The sequence below is a fragment of the Streptomyces cathayae genome (genome assembly GCF_029760955.1).
Classification (GTDB): Bacteria; Actinomycetota; Actinomycetes; order Streptomycetales; family Streptomycetaceae; genus Streptomyces; species Streptomyces cathayae.
In genome coordinates, this window is sequence record NZ_CP121682.1 from 681,688 (window position 1) to 700,469 (window position 18,782).

Here is an 18,782-nt window from a genome sequence, read left to right on the forward strand (position 1 = left end):
GGGCGCCTCGGCCGCCGGCCCGGGTCGGGCGGTCATTCCGTTTCGGGGGCGTGCGGGCTGCTCGTGGGGGGATCGGTCGGGCGGTCCCTGCCGCCGTCGTGGCCGGACGCCACCACCGCGAGGAGACCGATCACGACGGCCGCGGCGGCGATCCTGCCCGCGGCCCGCAGGACCCAGCCCGGCAGGGAGCCGCTCCCGGGCCGGGCCGGCGCACGCAGCCGCTCCGCCCGCCGGGCCGGCCGCAGCAGCCGGAGCAACAGCAGGACGGCGACCGGCAGTTGCAGCAGCCACAGCACGGTGCGCGGCCACTCGCCGTACCAGACGTTGGTGCCGTACAGCAGGGTGTGCCACACGCTCAGCACGTACACGACGATCACGAAGCGGTGCAGCCGGCGCCAGGCGTTCGCACCGATGCGGTGCCGGACGTAGAACAGCAGGCCCAGGGGGATCGCCAGGTACAGGGCGCCCTGGCCGAGCGGGATGGCGATGCGGCCGGTCCCGGAGTCGTACCAGCCGGGCACGAAGGCGTCCGCGAAGCCGACCCACAGCCGCCTGGCCCACCCCACCTGGGCTTCGTAGCGCACGAGTTCGGCCGAGAACATCAGCGCGTGCGCGAACATCAGCGCCATCGTGGTCAGGCTGGTGGTGCGGTGCCAGCGCTCCAGGACCTGACGGGAGACGGGCAGCCGGGCCGGGCGCGGCCCCGACAGCAGCAGCCCGAGCATGACCGTGCCCCACGCCCACAGCAGTCCCGACCAGCCGAACGCCTGGCTGAGCAGGTACATCCAGTACGTACGCGGGTCGTCCATGAACGGCATGACCGCGACCGTCGCCGAGTCGCCCGACTCCATGCGGGCCCAGAAGAACACGAACACGGCCGCCGTGAGGACGAACGCCGCGCTCGCGTCGGGCAGCGTGGCCCGCAGGTCGGCTTTCAGGGTGACGCGGTCCGCGGGGGGCCGCCGGTCAGGGGTGGGCGGCGTGGTCGTCCCGTCGTCCTCGGGCGTGGTCTCTGGCAGCATCCTGTGGGCTCCCCGGCGCGGGCCACCGTCGAACGGTGCGCAGGTGTCGTGGAGGAACAAGTGTGGCCGGTGGGGGAGGGAATGCCGAGGAGACATCCGGCCAGAGCGGTGACCGTGGCTTCGAAGGGCGCGTCGACGGCCGTTGCCCGGCTCAGCAGTGCGCGGCGTCGGGAGGGGTGCGCGACCGACGGTGCCGGGGCGCGCGGGCCGCGGGCCGAACTCTCACGTCCTCACCGGCGGTGGACGCTGACGGCGTAGCCGCCGCCGGCGTAGGGGGCGGCGTCCCAGGTGGCGAAGCGGTCGACGAGGGTGAGGCCGGCTGCGGCGCAGCAGTCGTCGTACTCGGGCAGCGTGATGCCGGGCGGCACGGGCAGGTGGGCTTCGTCCAGGCCGAAGCCGGCGACCAGCAGACCGCCCGGACGCAGGGCCTCGGCCAGGCGCCGGACCACCGTGGCCTCGGTGCCGGCGGCGAGCAGCGGGAAAATATTTCCTGCGGCGACCACGAGGTCGAAGTCCGCCGCGATGCCGAGCAGGTCCGGCTCGAAGGCGGCCAGATCGGCCTGGAACCAGGGCAGTCCCGGCGCCTGCTGCCGCGCCACCGCCAGCATCGACGCGTCGAGATCCACCCCGACACAGTCGTATCCGAGCTCCGCGAGCCGGATCATGACCCGTCCGGTGCCGCACCCGGCGTCCAGCACCCGCGCTCCGGCGGGCACGAGCGCCGCGCAGAACCCTGCCTCCCCGTGCACGTCCTTACCGCTGTGGGCCAGGGCCGCGAACCGTGCGGCGTAGTCCTCGCCGGACGTCTCCCCGGTCAACTCCCTCCAACGGCTCATGCGGCCCACTATAGGCCGACCGTGTGCCCCTCGAAGAAGCGGCCGGGCTCGCCGCGCTGAAGGCCGTCGCATGGAAGGGGCTCGAACGGGGCACCCGGTCGAGCCGGCGGAAGAGGACACCGCCTGTTGCGCGCGCCACGACCGACGCCGCGTGGCTCACCCGAGGAGTCCGCGGAGGGGCGGAGGAGGAGGGACGGAGGAGGACGAGCGGAGGAGGACGAGCGGATGAACCGGATGCCCGGCGGGGCCGCGCGGCGTCCGCGGTTGCGCTTCGACGGCTGGATCGCCGGCACGGGCACCTCCTCGGGTACGCGGATCGTGCTCGGGCACTGGCAGCGTTCACCGTTCGGGGCGTTCAGCGACGTGATGCTGGAACGGGCCGACGGGGAGCGGCTGCTGCTGGCCCCCACGCAGGAGACGGCCGACTTCGTCAGCGGTACCTACGTCTTCGACACGGTGCGTGTCGTTCCGGTCGACGTGCGTGTCACGGACGGCACCTGGACCGTCGCCGCGGGGCCGCTCGACCTGCGCTTCACCACCGGCCGGCGACGGCTTCTGGGCCTCGTCCTGCGGGCCGTTCCCGGCGTGCTCGCCCGCCGTCCGGCGTGGAGCGCGCTGACGGACCGGCCCGCCCGTCTGTTGCTCCCCGGTGTGCGGACCCGGGGCAGTGCCGGGGGAGGGCGCCGCGAGTGGTACGGCGCCCGGGACCTGCTGCCGATCCGTGCGGTGTCGGCTGCCTTCGGGAGCACCGACCTCGGTGTGATGGCACCGGTCGAACCACCCGTGCGCTTCGGGTTCGGTTCGACGCCGTCGGCCCCCGCCCTCACCCGGGTCACGACGACGGTGGCCCTCGCTCCGGGGTGACGGCGCCCGGCGCGGACGGCGTGGTGTACGGGCGGAGCGGCTGTCAGCCGGCGTACCCGCTGGCCAGGCCCGCTCCGCTCCCGCTCCACTCGCCGTCCGCTTCCCGGTCGGCTCGGCGCAGACGCACCTCGACGTCCCCCTCGACGATCCGGGTGTCGAAGGCGGGCTGCGGTGCGGTGGCCGGACCGCGGACGTTCCAGCCGTCCGAGAGGCGGAAGACGCTGCCGTGCCACGGGCACCGGACACATCCGTCGGCGACCGTGCCCTCGGACAGCGGACCGGCGAGATGGCTGCACCGCTCGGCCAGTGCGTGGATCACCCCGCCGGGTTCACGGACCACCAGGACCGGCACATCGTCCACGACGCGCCGCACGGGCTGCCCGGCCGGGAACTCGGCCACGGCACCGACCCGGTGCCAGCCCTCCCGGACGACGTGCGGAACCTCTTCCGCGTGGTTGGCTCCGGACGCCTGGCGGTAGGCCAGGTGGCCGCCCAGCAGGCCGCCGATCCCCACCGCCGTCAGCCCCAGGAAGCCGTAGGTCCGGCCGGCACCCGTACGCCCCTTGAGGCGGCAGGTGAGCGAGGTCGCGTACAGGCCCACGGCCGCCCAGTTCGCCATGGCGTGCACCAGCCCCACACGTGCCTGCTCGCGGTGCAGCTCCGCCCAGTCGACGGCGCCCGCCAGCGCGGCGGGCGCGGCCGTGGCCAGGCCGACACCGACGAGCAGGCCCGCCTCGCGGGAGCGGCCGGGCAGGGTGTCCAGCACGGCCGCGGACAGCCAGCTCCCGACCGGCACCTGCACCATCAGCGGATGGAGCGGGTGCCCCAGCCACCTGCCGTGCAGCACGTCCCGTCCGCGCCCCAGCGGCAGGGAGCGGACTGCCGACCGGAGAGCGTCGATCGCCGGGTCCGCCCGGGGCGCCCGTTCCAGACGCTCCAGGAGCCACAACATTCGGTTCTGCCTCATGCGGCGGTGGCGTGGCGTTGCAGTCATGGGCGCCGAGTCCCCACCTGCGCACAGGGCAAACGCGGGCGGGGCCCGGCGTCCGAGGCGGGACCGGGGCCCGCCGGGGCGGGCGCATCGGCGGGCCGTCCGAGCCTCAGGGCCGCTGTCGCCCCGTCGACCGGGACCGCCTCCGTACGCTTCTCGGCGAGTTCGGTGACGGGGCGTCAAGAGCCGCTGGGTTCGGGGCAGATGGATCTTCCCGGTACGACGGCGTAAACGTGACCGGGTGGTCCGGGCGGGGCGTGGCGTCCCTACACTCACGATCATGACCTCTGAAACCACCCTCTCCGGGACACCGGCCGGCGACACCGACGAACCGGCCCTCTTCGCGACCATGTCCACCATGCGGGCCATGCGGCGCCTGCGGCCCGACCCGGTGCCCGACGAGCTCCTGGACCGGCTGATACAGGCGGCCGTGTGGGGCCCCAGCGGCGGCAACATGCAGCGTTACGAGTACGTCGTCGTCACCGACCCCGCGGTCATGGCCGACCTCGCCCCGCTGTGGAAGCGGTGCGTGGACGCCTACCTGGCCACGACCGGCAAGTACGCCCCCGCCGGCATGGACGAGGCCGCGTACGGACGCATGGCCGCCGCCATCGAGTACCAGCGCGACCACTTCGCCGAGACCCCGGCACTGATCATCCCCTGCTACCGGTTCCCGGAGCCGAGGATCGAGGAGGAGGGCATGCGGCGCTACGCCGAGGAGCTCGGCGCCGAGGGGACGGCACGCATGGGGCGGATCCAGGAGCGTTTCGCCGCACTCGCGGAGGGCTCCTGCGTCTACCCGGGCGTGCAGAACCTGCTGCTCGCCGCGCGGGGCCTGGGCCTGGCCGCCAACATCACCATCTGGCATCTGATGCTGGAGGACGAGTGGAAGGCGGCCCTGGGCATTCCCGACGACATGAACACCTTCGCGGCCGTCCCGGTGGGGTGGCCGCGCGGCAGGTTCGGTCCGGTGAGCCGCCGCCCGGTCGAAGAGGTCGTGCACCGCAACCGCTGGTAGGCCACGGCCACCGGCGCGTCACCGGAACGGTGACACAGGGCGCCCACGCGCCGTCCGCTCCGGCACCCGGGGCGGACGGCGCGGGCGTCAGGCCCGGAAGTGCGAGCGATCGGCCTCCGGCGTCACTCGCGGGGCGGGCAGGTGCCTCGTGCGGCGCAGGCCGGGTTGCAGAGGCCGGCCGCGTCCCCGCCCACCACGACGGCCGCATCCAGGTTTGGTCCGTCTGCCGTCAGGTGACACAAACGCGTGTACGCGAGCCGACGAAGGGGCACACCGTGAGGCGTCATCTGGGCACGCTCCGGCACGGATGGGAGTGGCTGGGCGCTCACACCCTGATGCGGCGCGGCCGTGGCCTGGAGCTGATGCACCGGGCCCTGGGGTTCGCCACCCTGGCTCTGGTCACGCTGGCGCCCCTGCTCATCGTGGTCGCCGCCGCCGATCCGCTCGGGCGGGGCGGCTTCGCGTCCTGGCTCGCGGACGGCATGGGCCTGTCCGGCCGGTCCGCGCACCTGCTCACGGAGATCATCAGCCCGCCGCGCGAGGTGGTCGGCACCACCAGCGTGTGGGGCGGGCTGGCACTCGCCGTGTTCGGTGTCCCGCTGGGCGGGAGCATCCAGAACGGCTACGAGCGGATCTGGAACCTGCCTCCCGGGCCGTGGCACCGCATCTGGCGTCAGGCGACCTGGCTGTGCGTCCTGACCGCGTTCCTCTACCAGGAAGTGCTGACCCGCCACGCCCTGCACGGGCCTGAGCGAATCGCCCTCTCGCTGCTGACCGGCGTCCTGTTCTTCTGGTGGGGGCAGCGCTTCCTGCTGGGCGGCCAGGTCCGCTGGTGGCACCTGCTGCCGGGGGCGGTCGCCACCATGGTGGGTCTGATCGGTCTGCGGGGCTTCTCCTACTTCGTCTTCACACCGCTGATCGTCGACAACGCGATCAGCTACGGCACCGTCGGTGTCGTCCTCATCGTCGAGTCGTGGCTCATCGGCGTGGGATTCGTCATCTTCGGCGGCGCCCTGTTCGGCCACTGGCTCCTCGACCACCACGGGCACCGGTTCACCCGGAACCCGCCCGCGCGGGCGGGGACGGAACCGGCCCGGAACGACTGACGCGTACGGCACCTGGCGCAGGGCGAGGCCGTGCACGGCCTCGGCGCCTCTTCCCGGCCGTTCCGGCGGATCACCCGGAGGGCATGCCGGCGAGTGCGGTCACCCGTGCCAGTGCGTCCCCCCGGAAGAGCTCCCGCCCGCGGGCGGTCCGGCGGTCCCGGTACGCGCCGTCCGCCGACAACCGCCGCAGGGCGTGCAGCAAGGCGCCGGCGTCCGGGGCGATCTCCGAGACGCCGAGCGCCGCCATCCGTCGCACCCCCTCCCTTCCGTGCCCGGGCAGCGGGCGGTAGCCCACCACGGGCAGCCCGGAGGCGAGAGCCTGTACGGCGGTCTGACCGGCGGCGTTGTCGACCAGGACGCGGGCCGCACGCAGCAGGCCGGGCATGTCGGTGACCCAGTCCGGTACGAACGTGCCCGGAACCCCGGCCAGGCGGGCCCGCAGGCGTTCGTTCCGGCCGCACAGCACGACCGGGAGGAAACCGGCGGCGGTGAGCAGCCGAGCCGTCCCCTCCAGCGCCGAAGCCGCGCCCCAGGCTCCGGCGGAGAGCACCACGGGCGGGCGGCCGGGTGCGTACCGCTCGAAGCGCAGTCGCCACTCCGCGGCCCCGGCGGCCGGCGCGAGGAAGCCGGGTGCCACGACCGGTCCGGCCGTCTCGGCGGGCACCGCGGTGCTCCGGCCCACGTCCCGCGCGGCCTCGTCGGTGAGGCAGAGGTACAGGTCGTTGCCGGGATGCAGCCACTGCCGGTGGACGGCGAAATCGATCACGAAGACGGCGCTCGGGGGCCGCAGGCACCCCCGGGCCCTCAGGTGACCGGTCAGTTGGGCGGCCAGGTGGAAGACCGGGACCACCACGTCGGCGCCCGTCCGCTCCACGAGGTCCGTCAGACGGCCGCCCGCCAGCCGGGCGAGGGGGACGCCACTGGGGCGGCGGCCCGGACCGGGGCGGAACAGCGCGTGGTAGAGGCCCGCGTACGCCCAGGGGAAGTGCCGTACCGACGACCGGTAGAAGAGGCGCACCGCGGTGCCCAGGCCGTGCGGAAGCAGCCGCAGGAGGTCCACGACCTGTGCCTCGTGGCCCTGTTCCCGGGCACGGCGGGCGAGTTCGCCGGCCACCGTGTCGTGGCCGGCTCCCATGCTCGCGCTGACGATCAGCAGTCGCTGCCCGCCGTCCGCCGACACGCACCGGCGGGGCACCGAGGACGGTGAGTGCACGGGGTGGCGGGTCTCCTTCCGCTGTGCCGGTGAAACATGCTGTCCCGTGTTTCACCGGCGGGGCCCGGGATACTTCTCGGGGTGCCCCCGCCGAACGCCGGGAGCGGCCGCAGGGGGCGGCCTCTCGGGTGTTCTCCCTCGCAGCCAAGGTGCAGCCCATGTCTCACGCTTCTCGTGCCGGCACAGCCGACGTGTTGTTCCCCCGGACGTCCGTCGCCCCGGCCGACGCGGTGCCGGGGTCTCCGGCCGGCGGAGCCGGGCGTCCGGGCGCGGCGCTGGTGACCGGCGCCTCCTCGGGCATCGGCGCCGCCGTGGCCCGGACGCTCTCCGCGAAGGGGTGGCGTCTCGTCCTCACCGGGCGGGACGCGGCACGCCTCCACCACGTCGCGGAACGGGCCCCGGCCTCGGTCTTCCCGGCGGACCTGACCCGGCCCGGCGCCGAGCGGCAGCTGACCCGGTTCGCCCTCGAGTACGCCGGTCGAGTGGATCTTCTGGTGGCCGGCGCCGGCATCGGCTGGGCCGGGGAGTTCCGCGCCATGCCCCCGTCCGCCCTCGAGGAGGTCGTCGAGGTGGACCTCCTGGCCACGCTGCGCCTGGTCCGTGAACTGGTGCCGCACATGGTGGAGGCGGGCTCCGGGCGCGTGGTGCTCATCGGGTCCGTCGCGGGGATGGTGGGCGTGCGGGGAGAGGCCGTGTACTCGGCGGCGAAGGCGGCGCTGGCCGTCTTCGCCGACGCCCTGCGGTACGAACTGCGCGGCAGCGGCGTCGCGGTCAGCCTGGTGGTGCCGGGGGTGGTGGACACTCCGTTCTTCGAGCGGCGCGGCGCCCCCTACCGGCGGGCGTGGCCCCGGCCGGTGCCGCCCGAGCGGGTCGCCGGCGCCGTGTGGAGCGCGGTCTCCCGGAGGCGGGACGAGGTCTACGTCCCCGGCTGGCTGCGGCTGCCCGTCCGGGTGCGCGGCGCGGCACCGGCCCTGTACCGGCGGCTCGCCACCGCGTTCGACTGAACGGTGGTACGGCGTGCTGGTCGTCGTCCTGACCCTGCTGGCGGCGCTGTCCAACGCCTCGTCCTCGGTGCTGCAGCGGCGGGCCGCGGCGGAGGAACCGGAGGGAGGTGCGGGGCTGCGCCAGGCCGTCCGCTGGCTCGGGCGTGTGCTGCTGCGGCCCCATTGGGTGGCGGGTGCCGGGCTGCTCGCGCTGTCCACCGTTCTGCAGGCGGCGGCTCTGGGCATGGGCAGTCTCGCGCTGGTCCAGCCGCTCATGGCCGCCGAGTTGCTGTTCACCCTGGTCGTCGGCAGCGTGGTCTTCCACCGTCGGCCGGACCCCGGCATCTGGCTGGCGTTCGCCGCCCTGGCCGTCGGGCTGTCGCTGTTCCTGATCTCGGCCGCTCCCACCGTCGGCCGGTCCACGGCCTCCGCGGGGCTGTGGACGGTGGCCGCGGGGGTGGTGCTGGGTGCCGTGGCGGTGCTGGTGGTGACGGCCCGTGCGGTGCGGGGCGCGCCGCGCGCGGCGCTGCTGGGGCTGGCGTCCGCGGTCTGCTTCGCCCTGACCGCGGCGCTGCTCAAGGAAATGACCGGCAGGTTTTCGGACGGGCTGGGCGCCCTGCTGGCGTCGTGGCCCCCGTACGCCACCGTCGCCGCCGGAGCCGTCGCCTTTCTGCTGCTCCAGAGCGCGTTCCGGGCCGGGACGCTGGCGGCGTCCCAGCCCGCTCTGACCCTGGGTGACGCGCTGGTGAGCGTGGTGCTGGGGTGGGCGCTGTTCGGGGAGCAGATCGCGCTCGGTGTGCGGGTGGTGCCCGCGGTGGCCGGCGTGGTGCTCATGGGGGTGGGCGCCGCCGGGCTGGCCCGCGCCCCGTTGGTCTCCGGCAGCTGGGACACCGCGGCGCGGCGCCCGGGTACCGACTCGGTCCGGCCGGTGCCGTAGGAATCCCGAGCACCCCGAACACACGGCGAGGAGGCCCAGCCGATGCCCACGTCCCCCGGTCGCTCCCCCGGTCGCTCCCCCGCCCGGCGCGCGGCGGCCGTGCTGGCTCCGCCCGCCGCCGTCGCCGCGGCGCACATCGCCCCGGCGGCCACCTGGCTGCCCGTGGTGCGCCGTCGTCTCCCCCGTCTCGCCGGTGTCGGGCGTCCCGGCCACGTCGCGCTGACCTTCGACGACGGGCCCGATCCCGGGTCCACCCCGTGCTTCCTCGACGCGCTGGAGGCGCTCGGGGTCCGGGCGACCTTCTTCGTCCTGGGCGACAGCGTCGTACGGCATCCCTCCGTGGTGCGGGAGACCGTCCGCCGCGGGCACGAACTGGCCGTGCACGGCTGGAGCCACGACCGTCCCTGGCGGCCGGCCCCGGCGGACGACGTGCGTGCCCTGCTGCGGGCGGCCGGCGCGGTCCGGGAGCTGACGGGCCGGTACCCCCGCTGGTACCGCCCGCCCTACGGCGTCCTCACCTCCGGGCGCTGGGCGGCCGCCCGCGCGGCGGGTCTGCGGCCGGTGCTGTGGACCGCCTGGGGCAGGGACTGGACGGCCGGGGCCACCCCGGCGTCGGTGTGCTCGGCCGTCGCGGCCGGTCTGCGCGGCGGCGGCACCGTCCTCCTGCACGACACGGACAGGATGTCGGCCCCGGGCTGCTGGCGGGCCGCGCTCGGTGCCCTGCCCGGCATCGTGGACGGCTGCCGCGATGCGGGCCTGTCGGTCGGCCCGCTCGCCGAACACGAGGTGCCTCCCGCCGTGCCCCGGTCCCGGTCCCGGTGAGCGGACGGCGGCGTCCGGGGGCGGGCCGTACGGGTGGACGGTCGCCTCCCGGCCGCCGGCCGACTCGCCGCGACGGGCGCGGGCGCGCTGGTGCGGCCATGATCGGCGAGAGGGGGACAATCGGGGCGAACACGAGGAGGAACGATGACGGGCATGGACGGACGGCAAGGACGGCAAGGACGGCAAGGACGACAGGAACCAGAGCGGTTGCACTGTCTGGTCACCGGGGCGTCCGGGTACATCGGCGGACGTCTGGTGCCCGAACTGCTGGAGGCCGGCCATCGCGTCCGTTGCCTGGCCCGTTCCCCGGACAAACTCCGCGACCACCCCTGGGCGGGGGACGTCGAGACGGTGCGGGGCGACGTCACGGACGCGGACTCGGTCGCCGCGGCCCTGCACGGGATCGACGTCGCGTACTACCTGGTGCACGCCCTCGCGGGCGGTTCCGGCTTCGAGGAGACCGACCGCCGTGCGGCCCGTGTCTTCGCCGAGCAGGCGCACGCCGCCGGTGTGCGGCGGATCGTCTACCTGGGCGGGCTCACCCCGCCGGACATGCCCGAAGGATCGCTCTCCCCGCACCTGCGGTCGCGGGCCGAGGTCGGGCGGATCTTCCTCGACGCCCCGGTGCCCGCCACCGTGCTGCGGGCGGCGGTCGTCATCGGCTCGGGGTCGGCCTCCTTCGAGATGCTGCGCTATCTGACCGAGCGGCTGCCGGTGATGGTGACCCCCCGTTGGGTGCACACCCGGACCCAGCCCATCGGGGTGCGGGACGTACTGCACTACCTCGTCGGCTCGGCCACCATGCCGGCCGACGTCGACCGGGCGTTCGACATCGGCGGACCGGACGTCCTCACGTACCAGGACATGATGCGCCGGTACGCCAGCGTCGCCGGGCTGCGGCGGCGGCTCATCGTGTCGGTGCCGGTCCTCACCCCGCGGCTGTCCAGCCTGTGGATCGGCCTGGTCACCCCGGTGCCCGCCGCCCTCGCCCGGCCGCTGACGGAGTCGCTGCGGCACGAGGTGGTCTGCCGGGAGCACGACATCGCCCGGTACGTGCCCGACGCCCCGGGCCGGCCCCTGCCGTTCGATGAGGCGCTGGCGCTGGCCCTGCGGCGGGTGCGGGAGGCACAGGTGGCCACCCGCTGGTCGTCGGCGGCCGTGCCGGGGGCCCCGAGCGATCCGCTGCCCACCGACCCGGACTGGGCCGGCGGCAGCCTCTACCAGGACGAACGGCAGTTGTCGGTCGACGCGTCACCCGAGGCGCTGTGGAAGGTGATCGAGGGCATCGGCGGCGACAACGGCTGGTACTCCTTCCCGCTCGCCTGGGCGGTCAGGGGCTGGCTGGACCGGTTCGTCGGCGGGGTCGGGCTGCGGCGCGGACGGCGTGACGCCGAGCGCCTGCGGGCCGGGGACTCCTTGGACTTCTGGCGGGTGGAGGAGATCGAGCCCGGACGGCTGCTGCGGCTGCGGGCGGAGATGCGACTGCCGGGCCTGGCGTGGCTGGAGATGTACGCCGAGACGGACGCCGGGGGCCGTACCCGCTACCGGCAGCGCGCGCTGTTCCACCCACGCGGTCTGCCGGGCCACGCCTACTGGTGGTCCGTCGCCCCCTTCCACGCCGTCGTCTTCGGCGGCATGGCCCGCAACATCACCCAGGCCGCGGCCAAGGGCATGGGCGCGCGCGGGGCTGAATCCCCGCCGGCCCCGCCGACCGCGTCCGGCCCTCCCCCGTCGGGCGGAGCATCCGGGAACAGCGGCCATCGCACCGCTTCACGACACCAGGAGTGACACCATGACCGTCGCGGTCGTCCTGTTCACCTCGGACCTGCGTCTGCACGACCATCCCCCGCTGCGCGCCGCCCTCGCGGCGGCGGACGAGGTGGTGCCGTTGTTCGTACGCGACCCGGGTGTCCACGCGGCCGGCTTCGACGCGCCCAACCGCAGCGCCTTCCTCGCCGACTGCCTGGCCGACCTGGACGCCTCACTGCGCCGGCGCGGCGGCCGGCTGGTGGTGCGTGCGGGGCCGGTCGTACGGGAGGTCCGCGCGCTCGCCGCGGAGTGCCGAGCCGTTGAGGTGCACATGGCCGCCGGGGTCACCGGGTACGCCCAGCGCCGGGAGGAGCGGCTGCGCGAGGAACTCGGCGACCACGGCGTGGCACTGCGCGTGCACGACGGCGTGATCACCGCCGTGGCGGCGGGGGCGGTGACTCCGGCCGGCTCCGATCACTACGCCGTGTTCACGCCCTACTTCCGCCGCTGGTCGCAGGAGCGGCTGCGGGACACCTGTCCGACACCGCGCACCGTACGCGTCCCGGAGGCGGTGCGCGGTGAGCCGCTGCCGTCCCGCGACGGGCTGTCCGGCCTCTCCCCGGGCCTGCCGTCCGGCGGGGAGACACGGGGGCGTGAGCGGTTCTCCCGGTGGGCCCGCGAGGAACTGTCCGGGTACGAGGACCACCACGACGACCTGGCGGGCGACGCGACCTCCCGGTTGTCGCCGTACCTGCACTTCGGAGCCCTCTCGCCGGTGGAACTCGTCCGGCGGGCCCGCGCGCACGGCGGGCCCGGGGCGGACGCGTTCGTGCGCCAGTTGTGCTGGCGCGACTTCCACCACCAGGTGCTGGCGGCACGGCCGGCGGCCTCCGCCCTGGACTACCGCACCCGGCACGACCGGTGGCGCACCGAGGAGGAGGCGTCCGAGGACATCGCCGCGTGGCGGGAGGGCCGTACCGGGTACCCGGTCGTCGACGCGGCGATGCGCCAGCTGCGTCACGAGGGCTGGATGCACAACCGGGCACGCCTGCTGGCAGCCGGTTTCCTGGCCAAGACCCTGTACGTGGACTGGCGGATCGGCGCCCGGCACTTCCTCGACCTGCTCGTGGACGGCGACATCGTCAACAACCAGCTCAACTGGCAGTGGGTCGCCGGGACCGGCACCGACACCCGCCCCCACCGCGTGCTCAACCCGGTCACGCAGGGCAGACGCCTCGACCCGCGGGGCGCGTACGTACGCCGCTGGGTGCCGGAACTACGGGAGGTGGCGGGCAAGCGCGTCCATGAACCGTGGCTGCTGCCCGAGGACGAACGCGCGCGCCTGGACTACCCCGGGCCGCTGATCGGCCTCGCGGACGGCCTGGCGCGGTTCAAGCACGCACGCGGCCGGGACTGAGGAGAAGAACGTCGTGCCCGGCCCGCACGGCACGGGGTGCGAGCCGGGCACGACGGCCCCGGCCGCCCCGCGGCCCCGTGGTTCCGGGGCCGCGGCCGGCGGTCCTCAGCAGATCCGCGGCAGCTGCTCGCCGAGGGGCAGGTCCACCACCCTGGTGCCGCCCAGCGCGGTGCGGGCGACGACCATACCGGGGTGCGCGTCGGTCACCTCGCCGATCACCGCGGCCTCGGCGCCCAGGGGATGGGCGCGCATGGCGGCCAGGACGGCGTCCGCGTGGGCGGGCGGCACGAACGCCACGAGCTTCCCCTCGTTGGCCACGTACATCGGGTCCAGCCCCAGGACCGCGCACGCGTTGGTCACCGCGTCGGGCACCGGCACGGCGCGTTCCCGCACCACGATCCCGGTGCCGGAGGCGGCGGCGATCTCGTTGAGGGAGGCGGCCAGTCCGCCGCGGGTGGGGTCCCGCAGGGCGTGCAGGTCGGGTGTGACGGCGAGCATCGCCTCGACGAGACCGCCGAGCGGGGCGCAGTCGCTCAGGATCTCCACCCCGAACTCCAGCCCCTCCCGCACGCTCATGATCGCCACCCCGTGGACGCCGATCGCCCCGCTGACGAGGACGACGTCCCCCGGGACCACCCGCCCCGGCCGCAGGTCCACGCCCGGGGGGATCAGTCCGATGCCGGAGGTGTTGATGTAGACGCCGTCGCCGTGGCCGGCCTCGACGACCTTGGTGTCGCCGGTGACGACTTCCACCCCCGCGGCCCGGGCTGCGGCGCCCATCGCCGCGGCGATCCGTCCGACGACGTCCGTGCCGGTGCCCTCCTCGAGGATGAAGCCGCAGGACAGATAGGCGGGTCGGGCCCCGCTCATGGCGAGGTCGTTGACGGTGCCGTTGACCGCGAGGTCCCCGATGCTGCCGCCGGGGAAGAACAGCGGGCGCACCACGAAGGAGTCGGTGGAGAAGGCCAGCTTGGCCCCGCCGAGTTCCAGGGCGGCGGAATCGGTCAGCGCCTCCGGTGCCGGGCCGCCGAAGGCGGGGGTGAAGAGCTGCTCGACGAGCTCGGCGGACAGGGCTCCGCCGCCGCCGTGGCCCATGACGATCCGCGGCTGGTCGCGCAGCGGTACGGGGCAGGTCCAGTTGAGCATGTCCGGGCGGGTGTCCTCGGCCTGCCGGACGGCGCCGGGGACGGTGCCGGTGGTGTCAGACAACGGGGCTGCCCTCCAGGGACGCGGCCGGCCTCGCCGGGGTGTTCAGCTCGAGCCGCCGGTAGAGGTAGTACGCGGCGCAGGCACCCTCGCTGGAGACCATGGTGGCGCCGAGCGGTGAGCGCGGGGTGCAGGTGGTTCCGAACGCCTCGCACTCGTGCGGCTTGAGCAGCCCTTGCAGCACTTCGCCGCTGCGGCAGGCGGCCGGTTCGCGGGTGGTGATGCCGTCGACGGCGAAGCGGTGCTCGGCGTCGTAGTCGCGGTAGCGCGAGGAGAGCCGCCAGCCGCTGTCCGGGATGACGCCGATGCCGCGCCAGGCGCGGTCGGTGACCTCGAAGACGTCGTCGAGCATGGCCCGGGCCGCCGGGTTGCCCTCCGGACGCACGGCGCGCGGGTAGGCGTTGTCGACGGTGTGCTCACCGCGTTCCAGCTGGCGGACGGTACGGCGGACGCCTTCCAGGATGTCGAGCGGTTCGAACCCGGTGACGACGATGGGCACGCCGAAGCGCTCGGCGAGTCCCGGGTACTCGTCCATCCCCATGACGCTGCACACGTGTCCGGCGGCGAGGAACGCCTGCACCCGGCAGTCCGGCGACTGCATGATCGCCTCGATCGCCGGCGGCACCCGTACGTGCGAGACCAGCAGGCTGAAGTTGCGGATGCCGAGCTTGCGCGCCTGGTACACCGTCATCGCGTTGGGCGGGGCGGTCGTCTCGAAGCCGATGCCGAAGAAGACCACCTGCCGGTCCGGGTTCTGCTGGGCGACGCGCAGCGCGTCGAGCGGGGAGTAGACGACCCTGACGTCCCCGCCGGTGCCGCGCACCTGGAACAGGTCGCGTCCGGTGCCGGGCACGCGGAGCATGTCGCCGAAGGAGCAGAAGATGACGTCGGGGCGGGAGGCGATCTCCAGCGCCTTGTCGATCACCTCCAGCGGGGTGACGCAGACGGGACAGCCCGGGCCGTGGATCAGCTCGACCTCCTCGGGGAGGAGCTGGTCGATGCCGTGCCGGATGATGGTGTGGGTCTGGCCGCCGCAGACCTCCATCAGCGCCCACGGGCGGGTGACGGTGGCCCGGATGTCGTCCAGCAGCCGTTCGGCGAGGTCGGGGTCCTGGAACTCCTCGATGTACTTCACTGCTGTGCCTCCGGGGCGGTGGTGTGGTGCGGGGGCTGCTGCGCGGCGCCCTGGGCGGCCGCCTGTTCCCAGGGGTCGCCGAACTCCTCCTGGAGCATGCCGAGGTTCTCGAACAGCTCCAGGGTTCTGCGGGCCGATTCCTCGTCGAGCCGCTGGAGCGCGAACCCGACGTGGACGATGGCGTATTCACCGGCCTTCAGGTCCGGCAGGTACTCCAGGCACACCTCTTTGACGACTCCTCCGAAGTCGACCGTGGCCATCCGGGTTCCGTCCCGGTCCTCGACGTCCAGCACTCTGCCGGGTACCGCAAGACACATGCGTTCTCTCCTCACTGTCGCGGGTTCGGGTGCGGCTGCGTCACCCGGTGGCGGCGGCTCCGGTACGGGCGGCCACCATGAGCTGGCCCACGGCGAGCCCTCCGTCGCCCGGCGGGATGCGCCGGTGGCGCAGCACGGTGAAGCCGTCGGCGCGCAGCCGGGTCGCGCACGCCGACGAGAGCAGCACGTTGGCGAACACCCCTCCGGTCAGGGCCACCGTCTCCAGGCCGAGTTCGCCGCGGGCCAGACGGCACACCTCCCGCACGAGCCCGGCGACGGCGTGGTGGAAGCGCGCCGCGACCAGGGACGGCCGGACGCCGCCCCGCACGTCGTCGACGACCGCGGCCAGCAGGGGCGCGGGGTCGGCGGTGCGGGGGGTGCCGTTCCCGCCGGTGAGCCGGAAGGTGTAGCGGGCGTCGTCCGCACAGGCGTCGGCCGTCACCGCGGCGGCCTCGAGTTCGACGGCGGCCTGCGCCTCGTACCCCGCGTGGTGGCACACTCCGGCGAGGGAGGACACGGCGTCGAAGAGGCGGCCCATGCTCGAGGTGGGCGGGCAGTTCAGCCCGCGCGTCAACTGCTGCTCGAGAAGGCGGAGTTCGTCGGGCGGGCAGGCGGCCTCGCACGGCAGGTCCCCGTCCCACGGGACGCCCGCGGCGCGCAGATGGGCCAGGGCCATCCGGTACGGGCGCCGGACGGCGGTGTCCCCGCCGGGCAGCGGCACGTAGGCGAGGTGCGCGAAGCGGGAGAAGCCGGTGTAGTCCGCTGCCAGGAACTCACCGCCCCACACGGCCCGGTCGTCCCCGTGGCCGGTGCCGTCGAAGGCGACCCCGAGGACGGGGTGGCTGCCGTCGAGGCCGTGCTCGGCCATGGCGGACGCGACGTGGGCGTGGTGGTGCTGGACGCGCAGGACGGGCCGTCCGGCGGCGTGCCGTTCGGCCCAGCGGCCCGAGCGGTAGGCGGGGTGGCGGTCGGCGACCAGACGTGCGGGCCGGACCCCGGTGATCGCCTCCAGTTGCCGCTCGGCGCGGGCGAAGGCCTGTTGGGTGGCGAGGTCGTCCATGTCCCCGATGTGCGCCGACAGCCAGGCCCTGCGGTCCTCACCGAGGCAGAAGGCGTTCTTGAGGTCGCCGCCGACGGCGAGTGCCGGGGTCACGGGGACGGGCAGGGTGAGCGGCAGCGGGGCGTGGCCGCGGGAGCGGCGCAGGGTCAGCGGCTCGCCGTCGCAGATCCGCATCACCGAGTCGTCGCACGGTACGTGGATCGGCCGGTCGTGCAGCAGCCAGGCGTCCGCCAGGCCGGACAGCCGTTCCAGGGCCTCCGCGTCGTCGGTGACGATGGGTTCGCCGGCGAGGTTCCCGCTGGTCATGACCAGCAGTCGTGACGGCGTGGAGCCGTGGTCGTCGTCGGCTTCGAGCAGCAGGTGGTGCACGGGGGTGTACGGGAGCATGACGCCGAGGTCGGGGCTGCCGGGGGCGACCTCCCGGGCGGGCCACGGGCGGCCGGGGTCCTGGGCGCCGGTGCGGCGGCGCCGCATCAGGACGATGGGCCGCTCCTTGGCGGTGAGCAGCTCGCGCTCCGCCGGTCCGGCGTGGACCAGGTGGGCGATGTCGGCGACGTCCCGGGCCATCAGGGCGAACGGCTTGTCCCCGCGGGCCTTGCGGCGGCGCAGTTCGGCCACGGCCCGGGGGTCGGTCGCGTCGCAGGCCAGGTGGTAGCCGCCCAGGCCCTTCACCGCGAGGATCGCCCCGGCGGCGAGCAGGTCACGCGCGGCGCGGATCGGGTCGGCGGGTTCGGGGCCGGAGGGTTCGGGGCCGCCGCCTTTCCCGGGGGCCACGGTCAGCCGTAACCGCGGCCCGCAGGCGGGGCAGGCCACGGGCTGCGCGTGGAAGCGGCGGTCGGCCGGGTCGGCGTACTCCCGGGCGCAGTCGGCGCACAGGGGGAAGCCGGCCATGGTCGTGTGGTCGCGGTCGTAGGGGAGGCCGGTGACGATGGTGAACCGCGGCCCGCAGTGCGTGCAGGTGATGAACGGGTGCCGGTGGCGCCGGTCCGCCGGGTCGGTGAGTTCGGCGAGGCAGTCGTCGCAGGTCGCGGTGTCCGGCGAGACGAGCGTGCGGGCGGGGCCGCCGGCGCGTGAGGGGACGATGGAGAATCCGTCGGCGCCGGTGGTGGGCACCTCGGTGGCGTCGACCGACTCGACGAGCGCCAGCGGCGGGGCGTCGGGGGCGATGCGCGCGCAGAACCGGTCCACGGACGAGGGATCGCCCTCGACCTCGACGACGACGCCGTCCGCGGTGTTGGTCACATGGCCGGAGAGCCTGAGTTCGGTGGCCAGGGTGTACAGGTACGGCCGGAAGCCGACGCCCTGCACCACGCCCCGCACGACGACCCGGCTGCGCCGCGGGGCCGGCGCGCGGTCGGCCACGGGCTGGGGAGCGGTCACGCCTGCGCCCTGGCCATCACCGGGGCGTGGGGCGCGGTGCCCTGCGCCGCCGCGAGCGCCCGGTCGAGCAGCGTGCCCACGCCCGCTCCGGTGCGCACGGAGGTGAGGACCACCTCCACGCCGGGGTTGACCTGCTGGACGCCTGCGCGGAAGGCCGCCTCGTCGAAGTCCGCGGGTGCGGCCAGGTCGGTCTTGGTGACGATCACGAGCTGGGCGAGGCCGAAGGCCGTCGGGTACTTGAGCGGCTTGTCCTCCCCCTCGGTCACGGAGGCGAGCACGACCCGCAGCGACTCGCCGAGGTCGTACGAGGCCGGGCAGACCAGGTTGCCCACGTTCTCCACGAACAGCAGCCGGGTGTGCTCGGGGAGCCAGCCGTCAAGGTGCCCGGCGAGCATGTCCGCCTCCAGGTGGCACAGCCCGTCGGTGAGGACCTGCTTGACGGGGGCGCCGGAGCGGGCGAGCCGTTCGGCGTCGTTCTCGGTCGCCAGGTCCGCGGTGAGCGCGGCGACGGTGACCTGGCGTTCCCGGGCCAGCAGCAGTTCGCGTTCCAGCAGGGCGGTCTTGCCGCTGCCGGGACTGGAGAGCAGGTTGACGACCGTGGTGCCGCGGGCGGCCAGCTCGGAGCGCAGCAGCCGGGCGACGGTCGTGTTCTTGGCGAGGACCGCCTGTTGGAGATCGACGACTTTGCACATGGTTCGGCTCACCTCGAAGACGGGTTACCTCGAA

Annotated in this window: 17 protein-coding genes; 8 read left to right on the forward strand and 9 right to left on the reverse strand. The window is 74.6% G+C overall.

Going from position 1 to position 18,782, the window contains the following annotated elements:
* Positions 1-32 precede the first annotated feature (32 nt).
* Positions 33-1,022 (reverse strand): ferric reductase-like transmembrane domain-containing protein, encoded by a 990-nt coding sequence (locus tag PYS65_RS03270; RefSeq protein WP_279332247.1) that lies wholly within the window; start codon positions 1,020-1,022, stop codon positions 33-35.
* 230 nt (positions 1,023-1,252) lie between these two features.
* Entirely contained in the window at positions 1,253-1,858 is a 606-nt protein-coding gene (locus tag PYS65_RS03275) for a class I SAM-dependent methyltransferase (RefSeq protein ID WP_279332248.1), read from the reverse strand.
* A gap of 225 nt (positions 1,859-2,083) precedes the next feature.
* Between PYS65_RS03275 and PYS65_RS03280 the strand changes: the two genes are divergently transcribed.
* Positions 2,084-2,722: a hypothetical protein gene (locus PYS65_RS03280; protein ID WP_279332249.1), complete on the forward strand. Its 639-nt coding sequence runs from the start codon at positions 2,084-2,086 to the stop codon at positions 2,720-2,722.
* A 43-nt stretch (positions 2,723-2,765) separates the two neighbouring features.
* Here PYS65_RS03280 and PYS65_RS03285 read toward each other — a convergent pair whose 3' ends face one another.
* A complete protein-coding gene (locus tag PYS65_RS03285; RefSeq protein ID WP_279332250.1) occupies positions 2,766-3,689 on the reverse strand; it encodes a Rieske (2Fe-2S) protein in 924 nt (307 codons plus the stop codon).
* 304 nt (positions 3,690-3,993) lie between these two features.
* Here PYS65_RS03285 and PYS65_RS03290 point away from each other — a divergent pair, with 304 nt between their 5' ends.
* Together PYS65_RS03290 and PYS65_RS03295 are read left to right on the forward strand one after the other, a co-directional pair.
* Positions 3,994-4,731: a nitroreductase family protein gene (locus PYS65_RS03290; RefSeq protein ID WP_279332251.1), complete on the forward strand. Its 738-nt coding sequence runs from the start codon at positions 3,994-3,996 to the stop codon at positions 4,729-4,731.
* A 335-nt stretch (positions 4,732-5,066) separates the two neighbouring features.
* Complete coding sequence (locus PYS65_RS03295) at positions 5,067-5,837, forward strand: ribonuclease BN (RefSeq protein WP_279337832.1); 771 nt, start codon at positions 5,067-5,069, stop codon at positions 5,835-5,837.
* Positions 5,838-5,907: 70 nt separating this feature from the next.
* Here the strand turns inward: PYS65_RS03295 and PYS65_RS03300 are convergent, their stop codons facing one another.
* Positions 5,908-6,972, reverse strand: a complete 1,065-nt coding sequence (locus PYS65_RS03300) for an MGDG synthase family glycosyltransferase (RefSeq protein ID WP_279337833.1) — start codon at positions 6,970-6,972, stop codon at positions 5,908-5,910.
* A gap of 236 nt (positions 6,973-7,208) precedes the next feature.
* On the opposite strand from PYS65_RS03300, the gene PYS65_RS03305 reads away from it, so the two are divergent.
* The 5 genes from PYS65_RS03305 (at position 7,209) to PYS65_RS03325 (ending at position 12,958) form a co-directional block, all read left to right on the forward strand.
* Complete coding sequence (locus PYS65_RS03305; RefSeq protein ID WP_279332252.1) at positions 7,209-8,054, forward strand: SDR family NAD(P)-dependent oxidoreductase; 846 nt, start codon at positions 7,209-7,211, stop codon at positions 8,052-8,054.
* Positions 8,055-8,067: 13 nt separating this feature from the next.
* Entirely contained in the window at positions 8,068-8,970 is a 903-nt protein-coding gene (locus PYS65_RS03310; protein ID WP_279332253.1) for a DMT family transporter, read from the forward strand.
* 42 nt (positions 8,971-9,012) lie between these two features.
* Positions 9,013-9,792, forward strand: coding sequence for a polysaccharide deacetylase family protein (locus PYS65_RS03315; RefSeq protein WP_279332254.1), 780 nt, complete (start codon positions 9,013-9,015; stop codon positions 9,790-9,792).
* A gap of 153 nt (positions 9,793-9,945) precedes the next feature.
* Positions 9,946-11,580, forward strand: a complete 1,635-nt coding sequence (locus tag PYS65_RS03320) for an SDR family oxidoreductase (protein ID WP_279332255.1) — start codon at positions 9,946-9,948, stop codon at positions 11,578-11,580.
* Between the two features lie 4 nt (positions 11,581-11,584).
* On the forward strand, positions 11,585-12,958 hold the full coding sequence (locus PYS65_RS03325; protein WP_279332256.1) for a cryptochrome/photolyase family protein: 1,374 nt from the start codon (positions 11,585-11,587) through the stop codon (positions 12,956-12,958).
* Between the two features lie 105 nt (positions 12,959-13,063).
* On the opposite strand, the gene hypE is transcribed toward PYS65_RS03325, so the two are convergent.
* The 5 genes from hypE to hypB are packed head-to-tail and all read right to left on the reverse strand — an operon-like array spanning position 13,064 to position 18,748.
* Complete coding sequence (gene hypE, locus PYS65_RS03330) at positions 13,064-14,167, reverse strand: hydrogenase expression/formation protein HypE (protein WP_387036550.1); 1,104 nt, start codon at positions 14,165-14,167, stop codon at positions 13,064-13,066.
* A complete protein-coding gene (hypD, locus tag PYS65_RS03335) occupies positions 14,160-15,299 on the reverse strand; it encodes a hydrogenase formation protein HypD (RefSeq protein ID WP_279332257.1) in 1,140 nt (379 codons plus the stop codon). The genes hypE and hypD overlap by 8 nt, the downstream gene beginning before the upstream one ends.
* Positions 15,296-15,616 (reverse strand): HypC/HybG/HupF family hydrogenase formation chaperone, encoded by a 321-nt coding sequence (locus PYS65_RS03340; RefSeq protein ID WP_279332258.1) that lies wholly within the window; start codon positions 15,614-15,616, stop codon positions 15,296-15,298. Before PYS65_RS03340 ends, hypD begins: the two co-directional genes overlap by 4 nt.
* A 40-nt stretch (positions 15,617-15,656) precedes the next feature.
* On the reverse strand, positions 15,657-18,056 hold the full coding sequence (hypF, locus tag PYS65_RS03345; protein ID WP_279332259.1) for a carbamoyltransferase HypF: 2,400 nt from the start codon (positions 18,054-18,056) through the stop codon (positions 15,657-15,659).
* Complete coding sequence (gene hypB, locus PYS65_RS03350; RefSeq protein WP_279332260.1) at positions 18,053-18,748, reverse strand: hydrogenase nickel incorporation protein HypB; 696 nt, start codon at positions 18,746-18,748, stop codon at positions 18,053-18,055. Before hypB ends, hypF begins: the two co-directional genes overlap by 4 nt.
* Positions 18,749-18,782 lie beyond the last annotated feature (34 nt).